We start from the raw sequence: 22,249 nt of genomic DNA, 5'->3' as shown, positions 1-22,249 counted from the left end.
GCTCCCGGGAGCGGCCGCCCGTCAATTGCGGGGACGGAGCGGCTAGATGGCCGGAATATCGCCTCTCGCCCAGCCTTCCGAAATCTCGGCCGCGCGCGTCTCGAAGGCTTTGGCCTCGATCGCGGCGCGGATGTCCTGCATCAGCTTCTGGTAGTAGGACAGGTTGTTCCAGGTGAGCAGCATCGCCCCCAGCGACTCCTGCGAGCGCACCAGATGGTGCAGATAGGCGCGGGAATAGTCGCGGGCGGCCGGGCAGTCGCTCTCCTCGTCCAGCGGGCGCGGATCATCGGCATGGCGGGCGTTGCGCAGGTTGATCTTGCCGCGGCGCGTGTAGGCGAGGCCATGGCGGCCGGCGCGCGTCGGCATCACGCAGTCGAACATGTCGATGCCGCGCGCCACCGATTTCAAGATGTCGTCGGGCGTGCCGACGCCCATCAGATAGCGCGGCCTGTTGGCCGGCAGTTCCGGGCAGGTTATCTCCAGCATCTCCAGCATCACGGCCTGCGGCTCGCCGACCGCCAGCCCGCCGACGGCATAGCCCTTGAGGTCCATCGCCTTCAGCGCCTGCGCCGAGCGCACGCGCATGACCGCGCTGTCGCCGCCCTGCACGATGCCGAACATGGCCTTGCCCGGCTGGTCGCCGAACGCCGTCTTGCAGCGCTCGGCCCAGCGCAGCGACAGTTCCATGGCGCGCTCGATCTCCGTCGGCTTGGCCGGAAGCGCCGTGCATTCGTCGAGCTGCATCTGGATGTCGGAATCGAGCAGCCCCTGGATCTCGATCGACCGCTCCGGCGACATCTCGTAAGGCGCGCCGTCGATATGCGAGCGGAAGGTGACGCCCTTTTCGCTGAGTTTTCTCAGCTTCGACAGCGACATGACCTGGAAGCCGCCGCTGTCGGTCAGGATCGGGTGCGGCCAGCGCGCGAACTCATGCAGGCCGCCGAGCTTCGCCACGCGCTCCGCGCCTGGCCTGAGCATCAGGTGATAGGTGTTGCCGAGGATGATGTCGGCGCCGACGCCGCGCACCTGGTCCATATACATGGCCTTGACGGTGCCGCCGGTGCCGACCGGCATGAAGGCCGGCGTGCGGATCTCGCCGCGCGGCATGCTTATTACGCCGCGCCGCGCCTTGCCGTCGATGGCGATGAGCTTGAAGGAGAAAGTCTCAGCCATCGAATTCCTTGTCATGCACCGGCGCGCCGGGTGCCTGTTGGTCGAGCGACTGCCTGTAGCGGATGCAGCCGCGCATGAATTTCGGCCAGGGCGGCACGGCGATCGCCGGCTCGGTCTTTTCCGGCAGCAGGTCCCAAAGACCCGGATGATGCCAGCACAGATCATGGCCGGTCGCGTCGCGGTGCGCGCGGATGCCGGCGCGCAGCTTCTTCACTTCCGCGATCAAAGCGTCGCGGTCCATCGTGTCGAGATCATCGTCCATCGTTCGTCTCCGCTCGGAAAAGCAGGCTGGAGTCGCCGTAGGAGTAGAATCTGTAGCGGCTCTCGATGGCATGCGCATAGGCCGAACGCATCGTCTCCAGCCCGCTGAAGGCCGAGACCAGCATGAACAGCGTCGAGCGCGGCAGATGGAAATTGGTCATCAGCATGTCGGCCGTCCGGAAGCGGTAGCCGGGCGTGATGAAGATAGCGGTCGGTCCGGACCAGGCCTCGATCTTGCCGTCGTCGCGCACGGCACTTTCCAGGAGGCGCAGCGACGTCGTGCCGACGGCGACGACCCGCCCTCCCCGCGCCTTGGCCGCGTTGAGCGCATCCGCCGTCTCGGCTGTCACCGAGCCGGTTTCGGCATGCATCTTGTGGTCGGCGGTGTCGTCGGCCTTGACCGGCAGGAAGGTGCCGGCGCCGACATGCAGCGTGACGAAGCGGCGTTCGACACCCTTGGCGTCGAGCGCGGCAAACAGCTCCGGCGTGAAATGCAGTCCTGCGGTGGGCGCCGCGACCGCGCCTTCTTCCCTGGCATAGATGGTCTGGTAGTCGCTGCGGTCGCGCTCGTCATCGTCGCGCTTCGAGGCGATGTAGGGCGGCAGCGGAATGTGGCCGACGGCGTGCATCGCCTCGTCGAGGAATGGGCCGGAAAGATCGAAGCCGAGCAGCGCTTCGCCGGCCTCGCCCTTCTCGATCACCGTCGCATCGAGCTGCCCGAGGAAGCAGGAATTCTGGTCATGGCCGAAATGGATGCGGTCGCCCACGGCTATGCGCTTGCCCGGCCGCATGAAAGCCAGCCAGCGGTCGGGCGCCACCCGCATGTGCAGCGTCGCCTCGACCTGCGCCATCGCCTCGCCGCGCCTGCGGATGCCTTTCAACTGCGCCGGAATGACCTTGGTGTCGTTGAACACCAGCACGTCGCCTTCTCTCAGCAGCGACGGCAGATCGCGCACCGTTCGATCCTCCAGGCCTTCGCCCGGTCTGACGATCAGCATCCTGGCGCTGTCGCGCGGCTCTGCCGGACGCAGCGCGATGCGCTCCTCCGGCAAGTCGAAGTCGAACAGGTCGACGCGCATCAGAACAGCCGGATGAGCAGCGCTCCGACGAGCAGCAACACGGCCCCGGCGACGCGGCCAAGCGAGATCTCGCGCACCGCGACACCGAGGAAGCCGGCGCGGTCGACCAGCATGCCGGCGATCAGCTGGCCGGCGACCAGGAAGGCCATCAGCGCGGCCGCGCCGATGCGCGGCGTGAGGATGGTGGAGAGCGTGACATAGAAGCCGCCGAGCATGCCGCCGGCAATGAACAGCCACGGCGCCGGCGCCTTCCAGTCGAGCGAGATGCCCTGCAGCCTGACCACCGCGACCGCGATGATGCCGAGCACGATGGCGCCCGACAGGAAGGAAAAGGCTGCGGCCGCGACCGGAAGGCCGAGACCGCGTGCCAGTTGCGAATTGATCGGCGCCTGGATGGCGATGAAAGCGCCGGACAGGATGCCAAGCAGGGACCAGACAGCGCCCATCGTTGTCATTCTGCCTTACTTGACGTCGGCCGCGACCTTCAGCGACACGATCTTGTCGGGATCCTGCACCGGTTCGCCGCGCTTGATCTTGTCGACATTCTCCATGCCTTCGATGACCTGGCCCCAGACCGTGTATTGGCGGTTGAGGAAGGCGGCGTCGTCGAAGCAGATGAAGAATTGCGAATTCGCCGAGTTCGGGTTCTGCGCACGGGCCATCGAGCAGGTGCCGCGGCCATGGTTGGCATTGGAGAACTCGGCCTTGAGATCCGGCTTGTCGGAGCCGCCCATGCCCGCGCGGGAAGGCGCATAGGTGGGCTTGCTCGAATTGCCGAACTTGACGTCGCCGGTCTGCGCCATGAAGCCGTCGATGACGCGGTGGAAGACCACGCCGTCATAGGCGCCTTCCCGCGCCAGCTCCTTGATGCGGGCGACGTGACCGGGCGCCAGGTCGGGATACATTTCGATGACGACCTGGCCCTTGGTCGTTTCCATGATCAGCGCGTTCTCGCGGTCCTTGATCTCAGCCATGTCAGAAAATCCTTTTGAAAATTGAGGAAGTTATTTGCCGTCGGCGGCGATGCGAACCTTGATCATGCGATCGGGGTCCGTGACCGTGCCGTTGTCCGCCTCATCGCCCTTCTTGATCTTGTCGACCAGATCCATGCCGCTTTCGACCTTGCCGACGATCGTGTACTGGCCGTCCAGGTTCGGTGCCGGCGCGAACATGATGAAGAACTGCGAGTTGGCCGAATTCGGGTCCTGCGAGCGGGCCATGCCGATCACGCCGCGCGTGAACTGCTCGGTCTGCGAAAACTCGGCCGGCAGGTCGGGAAGCTCGGAGCCGCCGGTGCCGACGGCCTCTGGGTTGAAACCCTTCTTCATGTTGCCGAACTTGACGTCGCCGGTCTGCGCCATGAAGCCGTCGATGACGCGGTGGAAGGCGACATTGTCATAGGCGCCCTCGCGCACCAGTTTCTTGATCTGCGCGACATGCTTGGGCGCAAGGTCCGGGCGCAGCGCGATCGTCACGTCGCCGTCCTTCAGCGTGACGATCATGGTGTTTTCCTTGTCGGCGGCGAAGGCCGGAAAGGATGCCGCCAGAAGTCCGGCAAGCACGACAAGGAACGAAGCAAGCTTTTTCAGCTGCATGGGGATCTCCGGGAGGGTTACTTCGCGAATTTGGCGGTGAGCGCGCCAGCAACTGCCGCCGGCACGAATGGCCGGATATCGCCGCCCATCGACGCAATCTGGCGCACAAGTGTGGCGGTAATGGTGCGCACCGAGGGACTGGCCGGCAGGAAAACCGTCTGCAGCTCCGGCGCCATGGTCTCGTTCATACCGGCCATTTGCATCTCGTAGTCGAGGTCGGTGCCATCGCGCAGGCCGCGGATGATGATCGCGGCACCGTGCTTCCTGGCGGCGTCGATAACCAGGCCATCAAAGGCAACGACCTTGATGCGATCGCTGTCGCGGCCGAACTCCGCCTTGGTCGCGGTCTCGATCAGCTTCACGCGTTCCTCGAAGGAAAACAGCGGCGTCTTGCCGGGATGGATGCCGATTGCCGCGTAGACTGTGTCGGCCACCGCCAGCGACGCCTTCAAGACATCGAGATGGCCGTTGGTCAGCGGGTCGAAGGAGCCGGCGTAAAGGGCGGTGCGTTCGGTCATGGCAGGCTTCTAGCGAGCCTCTCGAACAAAGGCAAATCCCATTGATGTGCCCGCTCGTGAACCTTTTCACGGACGTGAACGACGGATGAATGCGACAATCACGAACACTTCACGCAGCGTTCACTAGGTTGCCGCTTCAGGAGATGAAACCAAAACCCCATCTTATCGTTGTGAGTGCAGGAGAACACGCAAATGCTCATCTACATGCTTGCCACTGCAATGACCATCGTGATGCTCATCGCAACCGCATTCGGCCTGCATCAGGAGGCAGCGCGAGTGCGCGTCAAGGCCAACACCAAGCGGCTCGACGGCTTCGTTGCCCGCAATGCTTACCGTCGCCACTGATTTCCAGCCATGATCGCACCGGCCCCAAGGGCCGGTGGCGTAGCCAAAGCCTATTGGGGATTGCTCTCGCCCGCATCCTCTGTGGTGCCAGCCTCACTCGAAGGCGCCTCTTCGGCTTCCTCGTCCGACTGCGGCTCCGAAATCCGCTCCACCGAAACCACCTTCTCGCCTTCGGCCGTGTTGAAGATGGTCACGCCCTTGGTGGCGCGGCTGGCGAAGCGTATGCCATTGACCGGCACGCGGATGACCGTGCCGCCGTCCGAAACCAGCATGATCTGATCGTCGTTGCCGACCGGGAAAGTCGCGACAAGGCGCCCGATCTCGGCCACTTTCGACACATCCGTGGCGCGGATGCCCTTGCCGCCGCGGCCCGTCAGGCGGAAATCGTAGGACGATGAACGCTTGCCGTAGCCGAATTCGGTCACCGTCAGCACGTATTGCTCATGCGCCTTGAGCTCTTCGTAACGGCTGTCGGAAAGCTCGGTTTCCTCGCCGATCTCCTCATTGGTCAGCGCGATCTCTTCCTCCTCGGCTGCACCACCCACGGCAAGCCGGCGTTCGGCGGCAGCGCGCTTGAGATAGGCGGCGCGCTCGGCGGGCGAAGCGTCGACATGCTCGATGATGGACATCGAGATCACGCGGTCGGTCTCGGCCATGGCGATACCGCGCACGCCGACGGAGTTGCGGCTCTGGAAGACGCGCACGTCGCCGACCGAGAAGCGGATGCACTGGCCGGAATTCGCGGTCAGCAGCACGTCGTCATTGTCGGTGCAGGTCTCGACGCCGAGGATCTCGTCGCCCTCTTCCTCCAGCTTCATCGCGATCTTGCCGTTGCGGTTGACCTGGACGAAGTCGGACAGCTTGTTGCGGCGCACCGTGCCGCGCGTGGTGGCGAACATCACGTCGAGTTCGCCCCAGCTCGTCTCGTCTTCGGGCAGCGGCATGATGGTGGTTATGCGTTCGCCCTGCTCGAGCGGCAGCATGTTGATCAGCGCCTTGCCGCGCGACTGCGGATTGCCGACCGGCAGCCGCCACACTTTTTCCTTGTAGACGATACCGCGCGAGGAGAAGAACAGCACCGGCGTGTGCGTGTTGGCGACGAACAGCCGGGTGACGAAATCCTCTTCCTTGGTCGACATGCCGGAGCGGCCCTTGCCGCCGCGGCGCTGCGCCCGGTAGAGCGAGAGGGGCACGCGCTTGATGTAGCCGGAATGGCTGACGGTGACGACCATGTCCTCGCGCTGGATCAGGTCCTCGTCTTCCATGTCCGCCCCGCCCTCGGCAAGCTCGGTGCGGCGTGGCGTGCCGAACTCGTCGCGGACGGCGATCAGCTCGTCCTTGACGATCTGCTGGATGCGCGCGCGGGAAGATAAAATATCAAGGTAATCAACGATTTCGGCGCCGATCTTGTTCAGCTCGTCGGCGATCTCGTCGCGGCCGAGCGCGGTCAGGCGCTGCAGGCGCAGATCGAGGATGGCGCGGGCCTGTTCCTCGGAGAGATTGTAGGTTCCGTCCTCGTTGATGCGGTGGCGCGGATCGTCGATCAGCTGGATCAGCGGAGCGACGTCGTGGGACGGCCAGCGCCGCTCCATCAACTGCTCGCGCGCCGTCTGCGGATCGGGCGCGGTGCGGATCAGCTTGATCACCTCGTCGATGTTGGCGACGGCAATGGCCAGACCGACGAGCACATGGGCGCGCTCGCGCGCCTTGCGCAGCAGATACTTCGTGCGCCGGCTGATCACCTCCTCGCGGAAGCCGACGAAGGCCTTCAGCATGTCGATCAGCGTCAGCACTTCCGGCTTGCCGCCGTTGAGCGCCACCATGTTGGCGCCGAACGAGGTCTGCAGCGGCGTGAAGCGGTAAAGCTGGTTGAGGATGACGTCGGCGACCGCCTCGCGCTTCAGCTCGATGACAACGCGGTAGCCCTGGCGATCGCTCTCGTCGCGAATGTCGGAGATGCCCTCGATGCGCTTCTCGCGCACCAGCTCGGCCATCTTCTCGATCATCGCCGCCTTGTTCACCTGATAGGGAATCTCGGTGACGATGATCGATTCACGGTCGTTGCCGCGCGCCTCGATATTGACGCGGCCGCGCATGACGATCGAGCCGCGGCCCGTCGAATAGGCGTTGTAGATGCCGGAACGGCCAAGCACGATGCCGCCGGTCGGGAAATCCGGACCAGGCACGATCTCCATCAGCGACGGCAGGTCGATGGCCGGGTTGTCGATGATGGCGATGGCGCCGTTGCAGACCTCGGCCAGATTGTGCGGCGGAATGTTGGTGGCCATGCCGACGGCGATGCCGCCCGAGCCGTTGACGAGAAGGTTTGGGAAGCGGGCCGGCAGCACGCGCGGCTCGCTGCCCGACGCGTCGTAAGTGTCCTGGAAATCGACGGTTTCCTTGTCGATGTCTTCCAGCAGCTCGTGCGCGACCTTGGTCAGACGCGACTCGGTGTAGCGCATCGCCGCCGGCGGATCGCCGTCGATCGAGCCGAAATTACCCTGACCGTCGATCAGCGGCACGCGCAGCGACCAGTCCTGCGCCATGCGCACCAGCGCGTCGTAGATCGAGGCGTCGCCATGCGGATGGTATTTACCCATCACGTCGGCGACCGGGCGCGCCGATTTCACATATTTGCGGTTCCAATGGTAGCCGCTCTCATGCGAGGCGTAGAGGATGCGGCGATGCACGGGCTTCAGGCCGTCGCGCACGTCAGGCAGCGCGCGGCTGACGATCACGCTCATGGCGTAATCGAGGTAGGAGCGCTGCATCTCCTCGATGATCGAAATCGGCTCGATGCCGGTGGGGCCGCCCTCCGGCCCGCGCGGTGTCTTCTGGTCGGTCAAATCAGGTCACAATCCTGTCGGGAATCACTCACCGCTTATATAGGAAGCCGGGCCGAAACTCCAATGGCGGCCGCACTTTTCCAGAGACAATTTCGGTGGCAATTTCAAATGGATACCGCTGATTGCGACGATTTGGCCAGAAGCCCTCCAGGGGCCGACGCCGTCAGCTCCCGCCGTTGGGCGACCTTTGCCTCACAGGCTCCGCCCAGCCGCCGAACCGGATGATTTCGCGCTCGACCGGCAGGCGCGATATGTTCCCGGCGTCTCTCCCATCTCGCGCTTGAACCGGCGGTTGAAGGTCGACAGATCGTTGAAACCGGCATCGAAAGCAATCGCCGAGATCGCCTCGTCCGACGCGCGCAGCCGCACCGCGGCCCGGTGCAGCCTGGTCCTCAACAGGAATTGGTAGGGCGTCATGCCGGCGACACGCCGGAACGTGCGCAGGAAATGATACGGGCTGGTCGCCGCGCTGTCGGCGATCTCGGTCAGCGACAGCGGCTGTTCGGCGTTGAGCTCGATCAGGCGCACCGCCTCGGCGACGCGTTTCTGGTCGCGGCGGCTGGGTGTCGGTGCGATGCCGGGAGAGCCGGTTGTAGCCGCGACCGCCGCGCCGGCAATGCGTAGTCCGAGCTCCTCGAACGCCTCGCCGTCGCCGGTTTCCCGGGCGGCCTCCGCCTGCGCCAGCAACGACGCCAGCGCCGGCAAGGGCGGCAGGCGTGGGCCGGCGAAGCCGAGCCGCTTTGCGCCAGGCACATCGGTGACGATGCGCTCCATATAGGCCGGGGTAAAATGAAAGGAGAGGCAGCGGTCGCCGGCGCCATGCTCATGCCCGCATTCGTAACAGGCGCCCGGATTGCCGAGCAGGATGGCGCCGGGCGCAAGCATCGCCGTGCCTTGGTTCGTCCGATAGCGGAACGTGCCCCTCGTCACGGCGGCGACGCAGAAACTGCGGTGCTCTTCCTCGAACAGTCTGTCGCCGGCAACGGCGGTGCAGATTACGTCGGACACCTGCCAGCCTCGACCCGACGCCAGGTTTTTCGCAGTCGTTGTCATCGAGTGAAAGATAGCAATTTTTCCCAAGCGCAGAACCCCGCCCTGCGCCTATTGCTCGCCCTCTCCTGACAAAAGAGGCAGCAGCCATGACCGATACTTTTGCCGAAGCCCTGCACCGCGATGCGCCCAATCCGGACCTCGCCGAAAAGCTGAACCTCTATGGGCGCTTCATCGGCGCCTGGACATTCGACGCCACGCGCATTCTCGAGGACGGCACCAAGCTGACGGGGCGCGGCGAGGTGCATTTCGGCTGGGTCCTGGAAGGCAAGGCAGTCCAGGACGTCTGGATCCTGCCCGCGCGCGATGCCGGCCCCTCGCCCTCGCTCGGACCATGGACCTTCTACGGCACGACGCTGCGTGTCTACGATCCCGGCGCGGACGCCTGGCACATCTTCTGGAGCGATCCACGCAACCAATACTACAGCCGGCAGCTCGGCCGCGCCGAGGGTGACACGATCGTCCAGATCGGCGCCGATGGCACAGGCTCCTCGGTACGCTGGAGCTTCTCGCGCATCACCGAGAACTCGTTCCGCTGGCTGGGCGAACGCTCGCATGACGGCGGCGCGACCTGGCGCATCGAGGTTGAGTTTTTGGCCCGCCGCGCAACTCCAACCTGAGCAATCAACCCATTGTAACCATGGAGAAAACAATGCTCGACCATGTCTCGATCGGCGTCCGCGATACCGACGCCTCGAAACGCTTCTACGACGCCGCGCTGCAACCGCTCGGCTATTCTTGCCTCAGCCAGTCCCCCGGTTCGCTCGGCTATGGCGCTGAAGCGGTTGAGCTCTGGGTCAATGAGGCCGCACGACCGGTCCCGGCCGACACCAGCTCCGGCCTGCACTTCTGCGTTGCCGCGCCGACACGCGCCAGCGTCGATGCGTTCCATGCGGCTGCGCTTCGCAAAGGCGGCAAGGACAATGGTCAGCCCGGCCTGCGTGCCGCCTACGGCGACAACTACTATGCTGCGTTCGTCATCGATCCCGATGGGTATCGCCTCGAGGCCTATTGCGGCAAAGCCGAATAGCCGGCTGATTTCCCCTCCGCCTGTTTCCAGCGCCCCGGCTTTGCTCTACCAATTGCAGGGCTTGGGCGTCGCCCGGCGGGAGGGGACCAGCGATGCCGAGCTTCGACAGCCTGTTCAATGCCTTCGTCACCATCCTGGTGACCATCGACCCGCCCGGGCTGGCGCCGCTTTTCCTCGCCGTCACGCGCGGCATGAACCGCGAGGAGCGCCAGCAGGTCTCGGTGCGCGCTTCGGTGATAGGCTTCCTGGTGATGGCGCTGTTCGCCGTGGCAGGTGCTTCGATCCTGTCGGTGTTCGGCATCACGCTGCCGGCTTTCCGTGTCGCCGGCGGCTTCCTGCTGTTCTTCATCGCCTTCGAAATGGTGTTCGAGCGCCGCCAGGACCGCAAGGAAAAGATCGGCGACGTCGCCATAACCAAGGACATGATTCACAACATCGCCGCCTTCCCGCTGGCGATCCCGCTGATCGCCGGCCCCGGCGCGATTTCGGCGACCGTGCTGCTATCGGGACATTTCGAGGGCTTTGGCGCTCAAGCCGCGCTGGTCGGCATCATCGCGATCTGCTTGGTCCTCACCTATCTGGTGTTCGTGCTGGCCGAGCGCATCGATCGCATCCTCGGCCAGACCGGCCGCTCAATTCTGACTAGGCTGCTCGGCGTCATCCTTGCGGCGCTTGCCGTCCAGTTCGTAGCTGACGGCGTCAGGGCGCTGATGGCCGCTTGAACAGTACCCCTACTGCCCTACTGCCCTACTGCCCTACTGCCCTACTGCGCCGCTGTGTCGACCACTTCAAAATCATGCGTGACGGTCGCGGTCTTGGCCATCATAGCGGTCGCCGAGCAGTATTTTTCGGCCGACAGATCGATCGCCCGTTTCACCTTGTCACGCGACAGCGCGCGGCCCTTGACGATAAAATGCATGTGGATGCGGGTGAAGACGCGCGGCTCGGTCTCGGCCCGATCGGCGTCGAGCTCGACCACGCAGTCCTCGACCGCCTCGCGGCCTTTCTCGAGGATGTGGACGACGTCATAGGCCGAGCAGCCGCCGGTGCCGATCAGCACCAGCTCCATCGGGCTAGGCCCCGGCGTCCGGCCGTCCGGTCCATGCGCCGTGCCCAGCACAACCTTGTGACCGCTGCCGGACTCGCCGACGAAGGTGCGTTCCTCGACCCACTTTACGCGTGCTTTCACTGTAGTCTTCCTTGTGAGGTTATGATCGCCCTACTGGCCGTACACGACGGCGTGCATGACGCGGCCTGGCAGCAGCGTGAAGATGCCGGCGCCGATCAGCGCGAACAGATAGAGCTTTATCATGGCGCCGCGATGCGCGGCCACCTTATGGGTGTGCGCATACCATACCGCCAGCGGCGCGGTGACGATCACCAGGATCGACAGGATATGGATCGGGCCGAATGGCCCGATCAGGCGTATCTGCCGGATCCAGAAGCTCGAGATGGCGACGACCAGCATCAGCCCCGCCCAGACATAGCCCAGCATGCGGTGGCGCGGCGTGCCTTTCGGCAGAGCCAATTGCGCTCCGCCTATCGCCAGCGCGGCAAAGGCGGCAAACGCATGCCACGGGATGGGAGGCGGCGCCGAAAGCAGAGGTCCGAGCGACATCGCCTCTCCTCAAATGCCGGTCACGCGGTTCTCAGAACGGAATCTCGTCATCCAGCTCGCGCGACGAGCCACCGCCGCCACCGCCCCTGGAACCGCCACCGCCGCCGCGGCTAAACCCTTCGTTCGGGCCGGACTGGCCGAAATCGGAGCCGCGGCTGTTGCCGCCGCCGGCATAGTTGCCGACCTGGCCGCCGCCTTCGCCGCGTGCGTCGAGCATCTGCAGTTCGCCGCGGAATTTCTGCAGCACGACCTCGGTCGTATAGCGGTCGTTGCCGGTCTGGTCCTGCCACTTGCGCGTCTGCAACTGGCCCTCGACATAGACCTTCATGCCCTTCTTCAGATACTGCTCGGCCACCTTGGCGATCTGGTCGTTGAAGATGACGACATTGTGCCACTCGGTCTTTTCCTTGCGCTCGCCCGAGTTCTTGTCGCGCCAGCTTTCCGACGTGGCGATGCGGATGTTGACGACCGGATCACCCGAATTCAGGCGGCGGATTTCAGGGTCCGCCCCGAGATTGCCGACCAGAATGACCTTGTTGACGCTACCCGCCATCGTACTTCTCCGCGCTCATCCGAAACAAATTTTAAGTCGCTCACCTTACAGCCTGTGGGTCGCCCATGCCCGCTAAGGCTGGCTTTTCCCACAAGGTTTTTTGTTCTCTTTTCGTTCTAGTCGCAACCGCCAGTTCTGTCAAGGAATGTCAGCAAAAGGTAGTATTCCTGCGCAGGAAACAAAGGGAGAAATCGGAATGAACATTGTTTCGCATGAGGATCAGCCGCGCGAAACGTGGCGGGCTGGGGTAGAAACCCGTATGCACATTGCCGCGGCCAATGGCGCGGCCGGGCTTTGCATATTTGAGCAGTGGGTCGAACCGGGCACCGGCGCGCCGACCCATGTGCACTCGGTCGAGGAAGTGCTGACGGTGATTGCCGGCGTAGCCGAAATGTGGATCGACGACCGACGGGCGGCGCTAACCGCCGGACAGTCGCTGATCATCCCGGCGCACCGCAGGCATGGCTTTCGCAACGTCGGCTCCGCCGCGCTTCACATCCATGCCGTGCTCGCATCGCCGATCTTCGAGGCAAGCTTCGACGGAGCCGCTGAGCCGGTGAGACGCTGGACATCCTAAAACCGCGCTTGCCAAACCAATAAGTATCGGCTTATGCTTTGATCATGATCGAAACAGAAATTTTCCGGGCGCTGGCCGATCCGACCCGGCGCGCCGTCTATGAGCGGCTGGCAGCCGGCGAGATGACGGTGTCGGACCTGCGCGCCGGCATGAGCGTGTCGCAGCCCGCCGTCTCGCAGCACCTCGCAGTGCTGCGCGGCGCCGGCCTCGTGGCGGAGCGGCGCGCCGGTCGCAACGCCTATTACCGCGCCGAGCCGCAAGGTCTCGATCCGCTGCTCGGCTGGATCGAGCGCTACCGCGCCTTCTGGCCAGAGCGCATCGAGAAACTGAAGACGGTTCTGAAGGAAATGGACCAATGACGAAATATCCGATGGTGACCGACGCGCCGCTCAGCTTCGAATGCGAGCTTCCCGATCCGCCGGAAAAAGTCTGGCGAGCGCTGACCGAGCCGGAACTGCTCGCCGCCTGGATGATGCCGAACGACATGAAGCCGGAAACCGGCAAGCGCTTCGCCTTTGCCGGACCGGATGCGCCGATCGAATGCGAGGTGCTAGACGCCAAGCCGGGCAGGCTGCTGCGCTATTCCTGGCGCGAGCGGCCAAGTGCTGGGGATGCCGAGCGGTTGCCGGCATTCGAAAGCGTCGTCACCTTCACGCTCGCGCGCACGCCCTCCGGCGGCACGCATCTCAGCATCGTCCATGACGGCTTCGTGCCGGCGGCGCAACCTGTCCTCGCCGTTGCAGGCGCAGGCTGCGGACTCTCGCTAAATGCACGCAAGAATCCAACCGCCGCCAATGCGCCATGCATGATGCTGCGCGCGGCTTGACCAACGACAATCCGAGGAGACTTGGCCATGAGCGCCTTTGCCAATCTGGTGCCGATGGTGATCGAGCAGTCGAGCCGCGGCGAACGCGCCTTCGACATTTTCTCGCGGCTGCTGCGCGAACGCATCGTCTTCATCAACGGCGAGATCAATGACGGCGTGTCGGCGCTGGTCTGCGCGCAGCTTCTGTCGCTGGAATCTGACCATCCCGACAAGGAGATATCGATCTACATCAACTCGCCGGGCGGCGTGGTGACCAGCGGCTTCGCCATCTACGACACGATGCAATACATCTCCTGCCCGGTGTCGACGGTCTGCATGGGTTTTGCGGCCTCGATGGGCTCCTTCCTCTTGATGGCTGGCTCGCCGGGCCGGCGCATCGCGCTGCCCAACACCAGGATCGTGCTGCACCAACCGCTCGGCGGCTTCCAGGGCCAGGCCTCCGACATCCAGCGCCATGCCGAGGACATCCTGCGCACCAAGCGTCATATGACGGAGCTCTACGCCAGGCATTGCGGCCGGAGCTACGAAGAGGTCGAGCGCACGCTCGACCGCGACTATTTCATGACCGCCGAGGAGGCCAAGGCCTGGGGCCTCGTCGACCATGTCTACGACACGCGCAAGAAGGCTGCCTGAGGGACGCGCGGCAATTTGATTGCCGCGCGTCTGGCTTCGCTTCCGGCGCGCCTCTATAGTCGGCGGATGATCTGTTCCTTCAAGAAACCGGCTATTGCCGCTGCCGCGCTCGCCAGCACCCTGATGGCCGGCGCAGCCTTCGCGAACGACAGCTCGGCGCAGAAGCTACCTGGCGTCAGCGGCGACTATCGGATCGCCAAGCCTGAGCCGGACGACGCGCAGCCCGCCGGCAGCAATGGTACGTTCAAGATCGGCGATACCGATGTCAGGATTTCCGGCAGCATCACCATCGATATGGCGACCGGCGGCATCAGGCCTCCCAATCATTGATCGGCGAGTTGACTGGCTGCGGGAATAAGCCTCCGTTCTGTCCACAAAATGTAAGCCCCGCCACTGCTTCCGCAGGTGGACGGGGCTTTCATGGATCTGAAACCCAACTTTAGCCGGGAGTGGACTGCCGGCGTTCTGTTTCGGATGCAACGCGGCGCTCGGCCGACGATCCGACTATGGTCTCTGATTGTACGAAATCGGCAGGTCACGGTTTGTCGGGTTGGCGCTCGCGCCTACCCTGGCACTTATGCCCGCCGCGGCTCCATCAACTCGTGGAGCCTCAAGGGACTGTCCGGTGGCGTCATGCTCCGCTCCTTCTGTCCGTTGCGACCATTGTCTTACGAAGCTCTAGTCGCAAACGCCTGCGGCGTCTCGCAGGCCACCTTGGGGTGGCGAGGCCATCGACAGACGGCCGGCTTCGCTGACGTCCCGACACTGCTCCCGTGAGTCGGCGGCGTCAACCGTTGAATAGCCGGTTACCGAAAAATGTGATTGCTTGGAGGTTACGTCCAGGTAAGTCCATACCGTCTGCCGATTGGCGGCTTGCGACCGCTGTTTCCACAGCGCTGCTCGCGATTGTTTCCACAACGCTTTGTCAGGAGCGTGTTCGGCCTTTGTTCTTTCCGCTTGCCCGCCCACGCGAAAGACGGTTAAACCCATAGTTGGCCGCTTCCGTCGAGATTGTGGCGTCTCTCGACGCGGCGGCCAAACTACCTACATAGAGGATGGCCGGGACAAACCCGCCAATCCAGCAAATTCCAGACCTGAGGCGGCGACCGGCGATGGCCGACCAAAAATACCTTTCCATTCGCGGGGCGCGCGAACACAATCTCAAGAACGTCGATCTAGACCTGCCGCGCGACAGCCTGATCGTCATGACTGGACTGTCGGGTTCCGGCAAGTCTTCGCTCGCCTTCGACACCATCTATGCCGAGGGCCAGCGTCGTTACGTCGAAAGCCTGTCGGCCTATGCCCGCCAGTTTCTGGAGATGATGCAGAAGCCGGACGTCGACCAGATCGACGGCCTGTCGCCCGCCATCTCGATCGAGCAGAAGACCACTTCGCGCAACCCGCGTTCGACGGTCGGCACCGTCACCGAAATCTACGACTACATGCGCCTTCTCTTCGCACGCGTCGGCATCCCCTATTCGCCGGCCACCGGCCTGCCGATCGAGAGCCAGACGGTCAGCCAGATGGTCGACCGTGTGCTGGCGCTGGACGAAGGCACGCGCCTCTATCTGCTGGCGCCCATCGTGCGCGGCCGCAAGGGCGAGTACCGCAAGGAACTGCTGGAGCTGCAGAAGAAGGGCTTCCAACGCGTCAAGGTCGACGGCGTCTTCTACGAGATCGCCGACGTGCCGGCGCTGGACAAGAAGTACAAGCACGACATCGACGTCGTCGTCGACCGCATCGTCGTGCGTGGCGATCTGGCGACCCGGCTTGCGGACTCGATGGAAACCGCACTGAAGCTCGCCGACGGACTTGCGGTGGCCGAATTCGCCGACAGGCCGCTCGACGCGAGTCAGACGGGCGAGGACTCGGTCAACAAGTCGAAGAACGAGACGCATGAGCGCATCATGTTCTCGGAGAAATTCGCCTGCCCGGTGTCCGGCTTCACCATCCCCGAGATCGAGCCCAGGCTGTTCTCCTTCAACAACCCGTTCGGCGCCTGCCCGACCTGCGATGGCCTCGGCAGCCAGCGCGCCATCGACGCCAACCTCGTGGTGCCGGACGAGAACGTCTCGCTGCGCGACGGCGCGATCAGCCCCTGGGCGAAATCGACCTCGCCCTACTACGCTCAAACTCTGGAAGCGCTCGGCAAGACCTATGGCTTCAAGCTCGGCGACAAGTTCAAGGACCTGAGCGCCGAGGCGAAGCAGGCCGTGCTGCACGGCACCGGCGAGCGTGAGATCACCTTCCAGTATGACGACGGCCTGCGCTCCTACAAGACCACCAAGACCTTCGAGGGTGTCATTCCCAATCTCGACCGGCGCTGGAAGGAAACGGAATCGGCCTGGATGCGCGAGGAGATCGAGCGCTTCATGTCGGCGACGCCCTGCCCCGCCTGCAACGGCTATCGGCTGAAGCCGGAAGCGCTCGCCGTGAAGATCGCCGGAAAGCACATCGGCGAGGTCACCGAGCTGTCGATCCGCAAGGCCGACCAGTGGTTCACCGACCTGCCGGCGCAACTCAACGAGAAGCAGAACGAGATCGCCGTCAGAGTGCTGAAGGAAATCCGCGAGCGGCTGCGCTTCCTGAACGATGTCGGCCTCGACTATCTGACGCTGTCGCGCAATTCCGGCACGCTGTCGGGCGGCGAGAGCCAGCGCATCCGGCTCGCCTCGCAGATCGGCTCCGGCCTCACCGGCGTGCTCTATGTTCTCGACGAGCCGTCGATCGGCCTGCACCAGCGCGACAATGCGCGCCTGCTCGATACGCTCAAGCACCTGCGCGACATCGGCAACACGGTGATCGTCGTCGAGCATGACGAGGACGCCATCCTGCATGCCGACTATGTCGTCGACATCGGCCCGGCCGCCGGCATCCACGGCGGTCAGATCATCGCGCAGGGCACGCCGCAGCAGATCATGGCCACACCCGCCTCGATCACCGGCAAATATCTGTCGGGCGAGCTGGAAGTGGCGACGCCGCAGCTGCGCCGCGAGGCGAAGAAGAGCCGGCGGATCAAGGTCGTCGGCGCGCGCGGCAACAATTTGAAGAATGTCACGGCGGAGATCCCGCTCGGCACCTTCACCTGCGTCACCGGCGTCTCCGGCGGCGGCAAGTCGACCTTCCTGATCGAGACGCTGTTCAAGGCGGCCTCGCGCCGCATCATGGGCTCGCGCGAGCATCCAGCCGAGCACGACCGCATCGAGGGCCTGGAATTCCTCGACAAGGTCATCGACATCGACCAGTCGCCGATCGGCCGCACGCCACGCTCCAACCCGGCCACCTATACCGGCGCCTTCACGCCGATCCGCGACTGGTTCGCGGGCCTCCCCGAGGCCAAGGCGCGCGGCTACCAGCCGGGCCGCTTCTCCTTCAACGTCAAGGGCGGCCGCTGCGAAGCCTGCCAGGGCGACGGCGTCATCAAGATCGAGATGCACTTCCTGCCCGATGTCTACGTCACCTGCGACGTCTGCCACGGCAAGCGCTACAACCGCGAGACGCTGGACGTGCTGTTCAAGGGCAAGTCGATCGCCGACGTGCTCGACATGACGGTCGAGGAAGGCGTCGACTTCTTCTCGGCGGTACCCGGCGTGCGCGACAAGCTGGTGACGCTGAATCAGGTCGGCCTTGGCTACATCCATATCGGCCAGCAGGCGACGACGCTGTCGGGCGGCGAGGCGCAGCGCATCAAGCTCGCCAAGGAACTGTCGCGTAAGGCGACCGGCAAGACGCTTTACATCCTCGACGAGCCGACCACCGGCCTGCATTTCCACGACGTCGCCAAGCTGCTCGAAGTGCTGCACGAGCTGGTCGACCAGGGCAACACTGTGGTGGTGATCGAGCACAATCTCGAGGTGATAAAAACCGCCGATTGGGTGCTCGATCTCGGCCCCGAAGGCGGCGACGGCGGCGGCGAGCTGGTCGCGTCGGGCACGCCGGAAGCGATCGTGCGCGAGAAGCGCAGCTACACTGGCCAGTTCCTGAAGGAGCTGCTGGAGCGGCGCCCCGGAGGCAAACGCGAAGCGGCGGAGTGATGGCGAACACCGGCCTCATCTCCGTCGAAAGTCGTTTCGGCGTGGCCGAAACCATCGACAGACTGGTCGAAACCGTCACCCGTGCGGGATTGCGTGTCTTCGCCAGGATCGACCATGCCGCCGGCGCGCATGAAATCGGTGCGCCGTTGCGTCCGACCGAACTGCTGATCTTCGGCCATCCCAAAGGCGGCACGCCGCTGATGCAGGATGAGCAGCTTGCCGGCATCGATCTGCCGGTGAAGGCGCTAGCCTGCGAGGATGCACAAGGCAAGGTCTGGTTGTCCTACAACGATGCGCATTGGCTGGCCGAACGGCATGGGCTTGGCGACGCCAGCCGCGATGCCGTTGCGGCCATTTCGGCGGGCATGGAAAAGGTCGTCGCGGCCGCTGCTGGAGTCAATCAATCATGAGGCTGGCCCACTCTGAAGATCTTGCCGCCATCGTTTCGCTGACCACGGCCGCCTATGCGCCCTACACGGCCCTGTTCGACGCGGCGCCGATCCCGGTGACCGAGGACTACGCGCCGCGCATCGAGCGCGGCGAAATCTGGCTGCTGGAAGAAGGCTCCGAACTCGCAGGGCTGATCGTGCTGGAACGGCATCCTGACCACGCCATGATCTTCAGCGTCGCCGTCGCGCCGGCCTTCCAGGGCAGGAAGCTCGGCATCAGGCTGCTGGACTTCGCCGACGAACAGGCCCGACTGTGGGGTTTGCCGGAGGTGCGGCTCTACACCAATTCGCGGATGGAGCGGAACATCGCACTCTATACGGCCTATGGCTATCGCGAGACCGGCCGACGGCCCAATCCGTACCGGCCGGGATGGACCGTGGTCGACATGGCCAAACCCATCGACAAAGCCGCCTGATCGCATTTCGAACCTGAGAGGATGACGATGACCAGCCAAGGAAAGATCCGCTCCGGCATGGGCGGCTGGACCTTCGAGCCGTGGGACACATCCTTCTATCCGGACAAGCTGTCGAAGGCGAAGCAACTCCATTATGCAAGCCGCCAGGTGCCGAGCATCGAAGTCAACGGCACCTACTATTCCAGCTTCAAGGAGCCAACCTTCGTCAAATGGGCAAGCGAGGCACCCGATGGCTTCGTCTATTCGCTGAAAGGCAACCGTTTCGTCACCAACCGCCGCGTGCTCGGCGAAGCCGGGGACTCGATGATGCGCTTCCTAGGCTCCGGTGTTGCCGCCCTCGGCGACAAGCTCGGGCCGATCCTGTGGCAATTCGCGCCGACGAAAAAATTCGACGCGGACGATTTCGAAGCGTTCCTCAAGCTGCTGCCCGAAAAGCAGGATGGCGTGCCGCTGCGCCATGCGCTGGAAGTCAGGCATGACAGCTTCATCGTGCCGGAATTTCCGGCATTGGCGCGCAAATACAACGCCGCGATCGTCTATGCCGACCACGCCAAATATCCGGCGATAGCCGACGTCACCGGCGATTTCGTCTATGCGCGGCTGCAGACCGGCAGCGACGACAATCCCGACTGCTACACGCCAAAGGGGCTCGATGAATGGGCGGCGCGGACAAAGACCTGGGCGGAAGGAAAGCAGCCGGCTGACCTGCCGCGCGCCGATCCCAAGACCGACGCGCCGGTCAAGCCGCGCGATGTGTTCGTCTACTTCATCACCGAGGGCAAGGTGCGCGCGCCTTTCGGAGCCATGTCGCTGATGAAGCGGGTGACAGCCTAGAGCCGGATGATTTCAGGTCGAACCGACCTGAAATATGAATCCGGCTCTAAATCAAAGAGATAGAGCATGATGTCGCCCGAAAACCGCTTCACACTTTTCGGCATCATGCTCTAGATGTGAACTGCGGACCTCTACCGGCTCTTTGTTCCAACGCCTGAGCTCTGCACGGCGCACCACGCGACGCTGGTCGGCGGTTGGCTTGTCGGAACCCGCCGGCCATCTTGACCGTTCTGCCTGAGTCGCCGACCGCGCGAGGTCGGCGCAAGGTTATCTCGCCAAAAGGTCGCTACGGCGAGGTTGCCGCCTCGCGAAATGCTCGCCAAATCCCGCAGCGCCGGAAAGGAGCGAGGAAAGATGACCGTCATCCTCGGTGCGTTGCTTACCGTCGCCGGCGTCGTGTACATGGCAGGCGCCGCTCTGAGGCGCGGACGACTGAGTGACCCAGCTCCCACAGCGCCGGATCGCCCGGCGCCGAACCTGGCAACACCGGGCCCGACACTGGAGCCGCGGCGGCGCGGACTCGGTTTCCTAGGCCTGTCGCAGAATTGGCCGGGTCTGCTGATGATGGCGGTCGGCATCATCCTGCTGTTGTCGATGGCGGTTCTCTGACGTTACGGAATTATGGCGTCCTCACCGCTGTCGTAACGTAATCGATACTTCCTTGCTGCATGAATGCACCTACGCCAGGTTGCAGAAGCCCGGCGCTGGCAAGGACGGTGCATGCTGCTCGACTACAACTCATTGCTGCTGGCCGTCGGCTTCTCCGCCGCCTGCCTCAGCCTGACCCTGTTCGGAACCTGGCTGACCGCCCGTTCCGACAAGTTCCTGCTGACATGGGCAATCAGCGTGCTGGTGGTGGTAGTCGAGGTCTTTGTCTATGACGCCTATATCGAAGCGCCCGGAACAGCCCTGGGCGTCCTGACCTTGGCGCTGTTGCTGCTTGGCTTCTCGGTGATGCTGGGCGCCGCCTACCAGTTCCGGACCGGCCACTCCCCGCTGCCGCGCATCGCGCTTGGCGCCGGCATCTCCTTCGCGCTGGCGCTGCCGCCCATGGCGCTCGGCTATGACGGGCTGGGCTTCATGCTCGAGAATTCGCTCGCCGCGCTGCTCCTGTTCGGCACGGCGCATGACTATTGGAAAGGCCGCGCGGAGGCGCCGGCGCAGCTTGTTGGCGTGGCGCTGCTCTACACGCTGACCGCCTCGTCCTTCGTGCTGTGCGCAGTCGTTTTGGCATGGGACGGCAAGCTGGTTCTTGGCCACGCTCCGAACAACTGGGCGGAGGATCTGAGCCTGGTCATCGTCATCGCCTCGATGACCGGCATCGGCGCGCTGTCGCTGGCGCTCAACCAGGGGCGGCTCGCGCGCCATCACAAGCGCGAGGCGGAGACCGATGCGCTGACCGGGCTGCTCAACCGCCGCGCCTTGTTCGACCTGCACGGCAAGCTGCCCGTCGGCGCCTTCATGGCGGTGGTGGTGTTCGACCTCGATGGCTTCAAGGCGATCAACGACCAGTACGGCCACGCCGCCGGCGACGAGGTGCTCAAGGTGTTCGCCGAAGAACTGTCCGGCAATCTGCGCCCGAACGATGTCGCTGCCCGCATGGGCGGCGAGGAATTCGCGCTGGTGCTGAAGCGCGCCTTGCCTGAGATGGTCGAGAGTACGGCCGAACGGATAAGGATGGCATTCGCCGCGCGGGCGATCGAAACCGAGACAGGCCGGTTAAGATGCACGGTGAGCGCCGGTTTCGCCTTCGGTAGCAACGAAGGCACGAGCTTCGACAAGGTGCTCAGCGCCGCCGACAAGGCGCTTTACGCAGCCAAGCGCGGCGGGCGCAATCGCGTGCTCGACTTCCGCCGCTGCGCTTGAAGCTCTGAGCAATTCCAGGAAAAGTGTGAAACGGTTTTCCGTCCGGAATTGCGTCAAACTCTAGCGGCTAAAGCCGTCAATGGCGTCCGATCACTTCATTGTAGGTGTCGAGGTCGACGTAGAAGACCTTGGTTATCTCGCCGAGCAGATCGTCCTCGTCGTAGCCTTGCGACATAAGGATGTTGATCGCCGTCATGATATCGACCCGTTCGGTGAGGCGTCGTTTCTGATAGTCCTCGACAAAACGTTCCATCGCCTTTCCCCTGGCAAGTTCTTTGTTGGACGCATCGACCGACAATCACTGCAGAGAAAGCTAGGCAGGTTTGCTTGCGTGGAACTTGCCGGGCGCGCCCGCGCCCCTTCATTTTGCGACTGATACGGAAAGCGACCGACTCAGCAAGGCCAGGAAAAGACTAGCATGTGGTCTTTTATGCGCCAGCGCCATCCATCACTTCGTCATCAACTCTGAGGAATCATGGCGTCCCGGAGCCTGGCATTTAGGGTGACGACGATCTTTCGCATGACGGCGGCGATGGCCACCATAGG

At 63.9% G+C, this 22,249-nt stretch carries 28 protein-coding genes; 15 read left to right on the top strand and 13 right to left on the bottom strand.

Features of this window, described 5'->3' with window-relative positions; all coding sequences use genetic code 11:
- Positions 1-42 precede the first annotated feature (42 nt).
- The 7 genes from tgt to coaD all read right to left on the bottom strand — a co-directional run bounded on the left by tgt (position 43) and on the right by coaD (position 4,626).
- Entirely contained in the window at positions 43-1,173 is a 1,131-nt protein-coding gene (tgt, locus tag ABID26_RS09450) for a tRNA guanosine(34) transglycosylase Tgt (protein ID WP_292299304.1), read from the bottom strand.
- The gene (locus ABID26_RS09445; protein WP_292299303.1) at positions 1,166-1,435 is read right to left on the bottom strand and encodes a hypothetical protein; all 270 of its coding nucleotides are present in this window, start codon (positions 1,433-1,435) and stop codon (positions 1,166-1,168) included. The genes tgt and ABID26_RS09445 overlap by 8 nt, the downstream gene beginning before the upstream one ends.
- Positions 1,425-2,513 carry a tRNA preQ1(34) S-adenosylmethionine ribosyltransferase-isomerase QueA gene (queA, locus tag ABID26_RS09440; protein ID WP_354415085.1) on the bottom strand — a complete coding sequence of 363 codons (1,089 nt, stop codon included), beginning with the start codon at positions 2,511-2,513 and terminating at the stop codon, positions 1,425-1,427. Before queA ends, ABID26_RS09445 begins: the two co-directional genes overlap by 11 nt.
- Positions 2,513-2,959 carry a DMT family transporter gene (locus tag ABID26_RS09435; RefSeq protein WP_292299299.1) on the bottom strand — a complete coding sequence of 149 codons (447 nt, stop codon included), beginning with the start codon at positions 2,957-2,959 and terminating at the stop codon, positions 2,513-2,515. Before ABID26_RS09435 ends, queA begins: the two co-directional genes overlap by 1 nt.
- Positions 2,960-2,974: 15 nt before the next feature.
- The gene (locus ABID26_RS09430) at positions 2,975-3,487 is read right to left on the bottom strand and encodes a peptidylprolyl isomerase (RefSeq protein ID WP_126100478.1); all 513 of its coding nucleotides are present in this window, start codon (positions 3,485-3,487) and stop codon (positions 2,975-2,977) included.
- A 30-nt stretch (positions 3,488-3,517) separates the two neighbouring features.
- Positions 3,518-4,015 (bottom strand): peptidylprolyl isomerase, encoded by a 498-nt coding sequence (locus ABID26_RS09425; RefSeq protein ID WP_292367171.1) that lies wholly within the window; start codon positions 4,013-4,015, stop codon positions 3,518-3,520.
- Between the two features lie 110 nt (positions 4,016-4,125).
- Positions 4,126-4,626, bottom strand: a complete 501-nt coding sequence (gene coaD, locus ABID26_RS09420; RefSeq protein ID WP_292299296.1) for a pantetheine-phosphate adenylyltransferase — start codon at positions 4,624-4,626, stop codon at positions 4,126-4,128.
- A gap of 192 nt (positions 4,627-4,818) precedes the next feature.
- Between coaD and ABID26_RS09415 the strand changes: the two genes are divergently transcribed.
- Entirely contained in the window at positions 4,819-4,971 is a 153-nt protein-coding gene (locus ABID26_RS09415; protein ID WP_126100481.1) for a hypothetical protein, read from the top strand.
- Between the two features lie 50 nt (positions 4,972-5,021).
- On the opposite strand, the gene gyrA is transcribed toward ABID26_RS09415, so the two are convergent.
- Together gyrA and ABID26_RS09405 are read right to left on the bottom strand one after the other, a co-directional pair.
- Positions 5,022-7,817, bottom strand: a complete 2,796-nt coding sequence (gene gyrA, locus ABID26_RS09410) for a DNA gyrase subunit A (protein WP_126100482.1) — start codon at positions 7,815-7,817, stop codon at positions 5,022-5,024.
- Positions 7,818-8,009: 192 nt separating this feature from the next.
- Positions 8,010-8,870: a helix-turn-helix transcriptional regulator gene (locus ABID26_RS09405; protein ID WP_292299291.1), complete on the bottom strand. Its 861-nt coding sequence runs from the start codon at positions 8,868-8,870 to the stop codon at positions 8,010-8,012.
- Between the two features lie 86 nt (positions 8,871-8,956).
- Here ABID26_RS09405 and ABID26_RS09400 point away from each other — a divergent pair, with 86 nt between their 5' ends.
- The 3 genes from ABID26_RS09400 (at position 8,957) to ABID26_RS09390 (ending at position 10,619) form a co-directional block, all read left to right on the top strand.
- Positions 8,957-9,487, top strand: a complete 531-nt coding sequence (locus ABID26_RS09400) for a hypothetical protein (protein WP_126100484.1) — start codon at positions 8,957-8,959, stop codon at positions 9,485-9,487.
- Between the two features lie 32 nt (positions 9,488-9,519).
- Positions 9,520-9,897, top strand: coding sequence for a VOC family protein (locus tag ABID26_RS09395; RefSeq protein WP_126100485.1), 378 nt, complete (start codon positions 9,520-9,522; stop codon positions 9,895-9,897).
- Between the two features lie 92 nt (positions 9,898-9,989).
- The gene (locus ABID26_RS09390; protein ID WP_126089097.1) at positions 9,990-10,619 is read left to right on the top strand and encodes a MarC family protein; all 630 of its coding nucleotides are present in this window, start codon (positions 9,990-9,992) and stop codon (positions 10,617-10,619) included.
- A 41-nt stretch (positions 10,620-10,660) separates the two neighbouring features.
- Here the strand turns inward: ABID26_RS09390 and ABID26_RS09385 are convergent, their stop codons facing one another.
- From ABID26_RS09385 to ssb, 3 genes are read right to left on the bottom strand one after another with little or no spacing between them, the layout of a single operon-like run.
- On the bottom strand, positions 10,661-11,086 hold the full coding sequence (locus ABID26_RS09385; protein WP_354415079.1) for an OsmC family protein: 426 nt from the start codon (positions 11,084-11,086) through the stop codon (positions 10,661-10,663).
- A 30-nt stretch (positions 11,087-11,116) separates the two neighbouring features.
- Positions 11,117-11,515, bottom strand: coding sequence for a DUF2306 domain-containing protein (locus tag ABID26_RS09380; protein WP_354415077.1), 399 nt, complete (start codon positions 11,513-11,515; stop codon positions 11,117-11,119).
- A gap of 31 nt (positions 11,516-11,546) precedes the next feature.
- Positions 11,547-12,068 (bottom strand): single-stranded DNA-binding protein, encoded by a 522-nt coding sequence (gene ssb / locus ABID26_RS09375; RefSeq protein ID WP_126100488.1) that lies wholly within the window; start codon positions 12,066-12,068, stop codon positions 11,547-11,549.
- 196 nt (positions 12,069-12,264) lie between these two features.
- On the opposite strand from ssb, the gene ABID26_RS09370 reads away from it, so the two are divergent.
- From ABID26_RS09370 to ABID26_RS09320, 11 genes are all read left to right on the top strand, one after another.
- Positions 12,265-12,645 carry a cupin domain-containing protein gene (locus ABID26_RS09370; protein ID WP_292338616.1) on the top strand — a complete coding sequence of 127 codons (381 nt, stop codon included), beginning with the start codon at positions 12,265-12,267 and terminating at the stop codon, positions 12,643-12,645.
- A 44-nt stretch (positions 12,646-12,689) separates the two neighbouring features.
- A complete protein-coding gene (locus tag ABID26_RS09365; RefSeq protein ID WP_354415074.1) occupies positions 12,690-13,004 on the top strand; it encodes an ArsR/SmtB family transcription factor in 315 nt (104 codons plus the stop codon).
- Positions 13,001-13,471 (top strand): SRPBCC family protein, encoded by a 471-nt coding sequence (locus ABID26_RS09360; protein ID WP_354415072.1) that lies wholly within the window; start codon positions 13,001-13,003, stop codon positions 13,469-13,471. Before ABID26_RS09365 ends, ABID26_RS09360 begins: the two co-directional genes overlap by 4 nt.
- A gap of 27 nt (positions 13,472-13,498) precedes the next feature.
- Positions 13,499-14,104, top strand: a complete 606-nt coding sequence (locus tag ABID26_RS09355) for an ATP-dependent Clp protease proteolytic subunit (RefSeq protein WP_126100491.1) — start codon at positions 13,499-13,501, stop codon at positions 14,102-14,104.
- Between the two features lie 66 nt (positions 14,105-14,170).
- Positions 14,171-14,434 (top strand): hypothetical protein, encoded by a 264-nt coding sequence (locus ABID26_RS09350; protein ID WP_354415069.1) that lies wholly within the window; start codon positions 14,171-14,173, stop codon positions 14,432-14,434.
- A 782-nt stretch (positions 14,435-15,216) separates the two neighbouring features.
- Entirely contained in the window at positions 15,217-18,138 is a 2,922-nt protein-coding gene (gene uvrA / locus ABID26_RS09345; RefSeq protein ID WP_292299280.1) for an excinuclease ABC subunit UvrA, read from the top strand.
- On the top strand, positions 18,138-18,548 hold the full coding sequence (locus ABID26_RS09340) for a DUF302 domain-containing protein (RefSeq protein WP_126100494.1): 411 nt from the start codon (positions 18,138-18,140) through the stop codon (positions 18,546-18,548). The genes uvrA and ABID26_RS09340 overlap by 1 nt, the downstream gene beginning before the upstream one ends.
- Positions 18,545-19,003 (top strand): GNAT family N-acetyltransferase, encoded by a 459-nt coding sequence (locus tag ABID26_RS09335; protein WP_354415065.1) that lies wholly within the window; start codon positions 18,545-18,547, stop codon positions 19,001-19,003. The genes ABID26_RS09340 and ABID26_RS09335 overlap by 4 nt, the downstream gene beginning before the upstream one ends.
- Before the next feature lie 27 nt (positions 19,004-19,030).
- A complete protein-coding gene (locus ABID26_RS09330) occupies positions 19,031-19,837 on the top strand; it encodes a DUF72 domain-containing protein (RefSeq protein ID WP_354415062.1) in 807 nt (268 codons plus the stop codon).
- 354 nt (positions 19,838-20,191) lie between these two features.
- Positions 20,192-20,446 carry a hypothetical protein gene (locus tag ABID26_RS09325; protein ID WP_126100497.1) on the top strand — a complete coding sequence of 85 codons (255 nt, stop codon included), beginning with the start codon at positions 20,192-20,194 and terminating at the stop codon, positions 20,444-20,446.
- 111 nt (positions 20,447-20,557) lie between these two features.
- Positions 20,558-21,703, top strand: a complete 1,146-nt coding sequence (locus ABID26_RS09320) for a GGDEF domain-containing protein (protein WP_354415059.1) — start codon at positions 20,558-20,560, stop codon at positions 21,701-21,703.
- 76 nt (positions 21,704-21,779) lie between these two features.
- Here the strand turns inward: ABID26_RS09320 and ABID26_RS09315 are convergent, their stop codons facing one another.
- Positions 21,780-21,956, bottom strand: a complete 177-nt coding sequence (locus tag ABID26_RS09315) for a hypothetical protein (RefSeq protein ID WP_126100498.1) — start codon at positions 21,954-21,956, stop codon at positions 21,780-21,782.
- Positions 21,957-22,249 lie beyond the last annotated feature (293 nt).

This window comes from Mesorhizobium shonense (genome assembly GCF_040545255.1).
Taxonomy (GTDB): Bacteria; Pseudomonadota; Alphaproteobacteria; order Rhizobiales; family Rhizobiaceae; genus Mesorhizobium; species Mesorhizobium shonense.
This window is presented reverse-complemented; position numbering and strand designations above follow the sequence as displayed.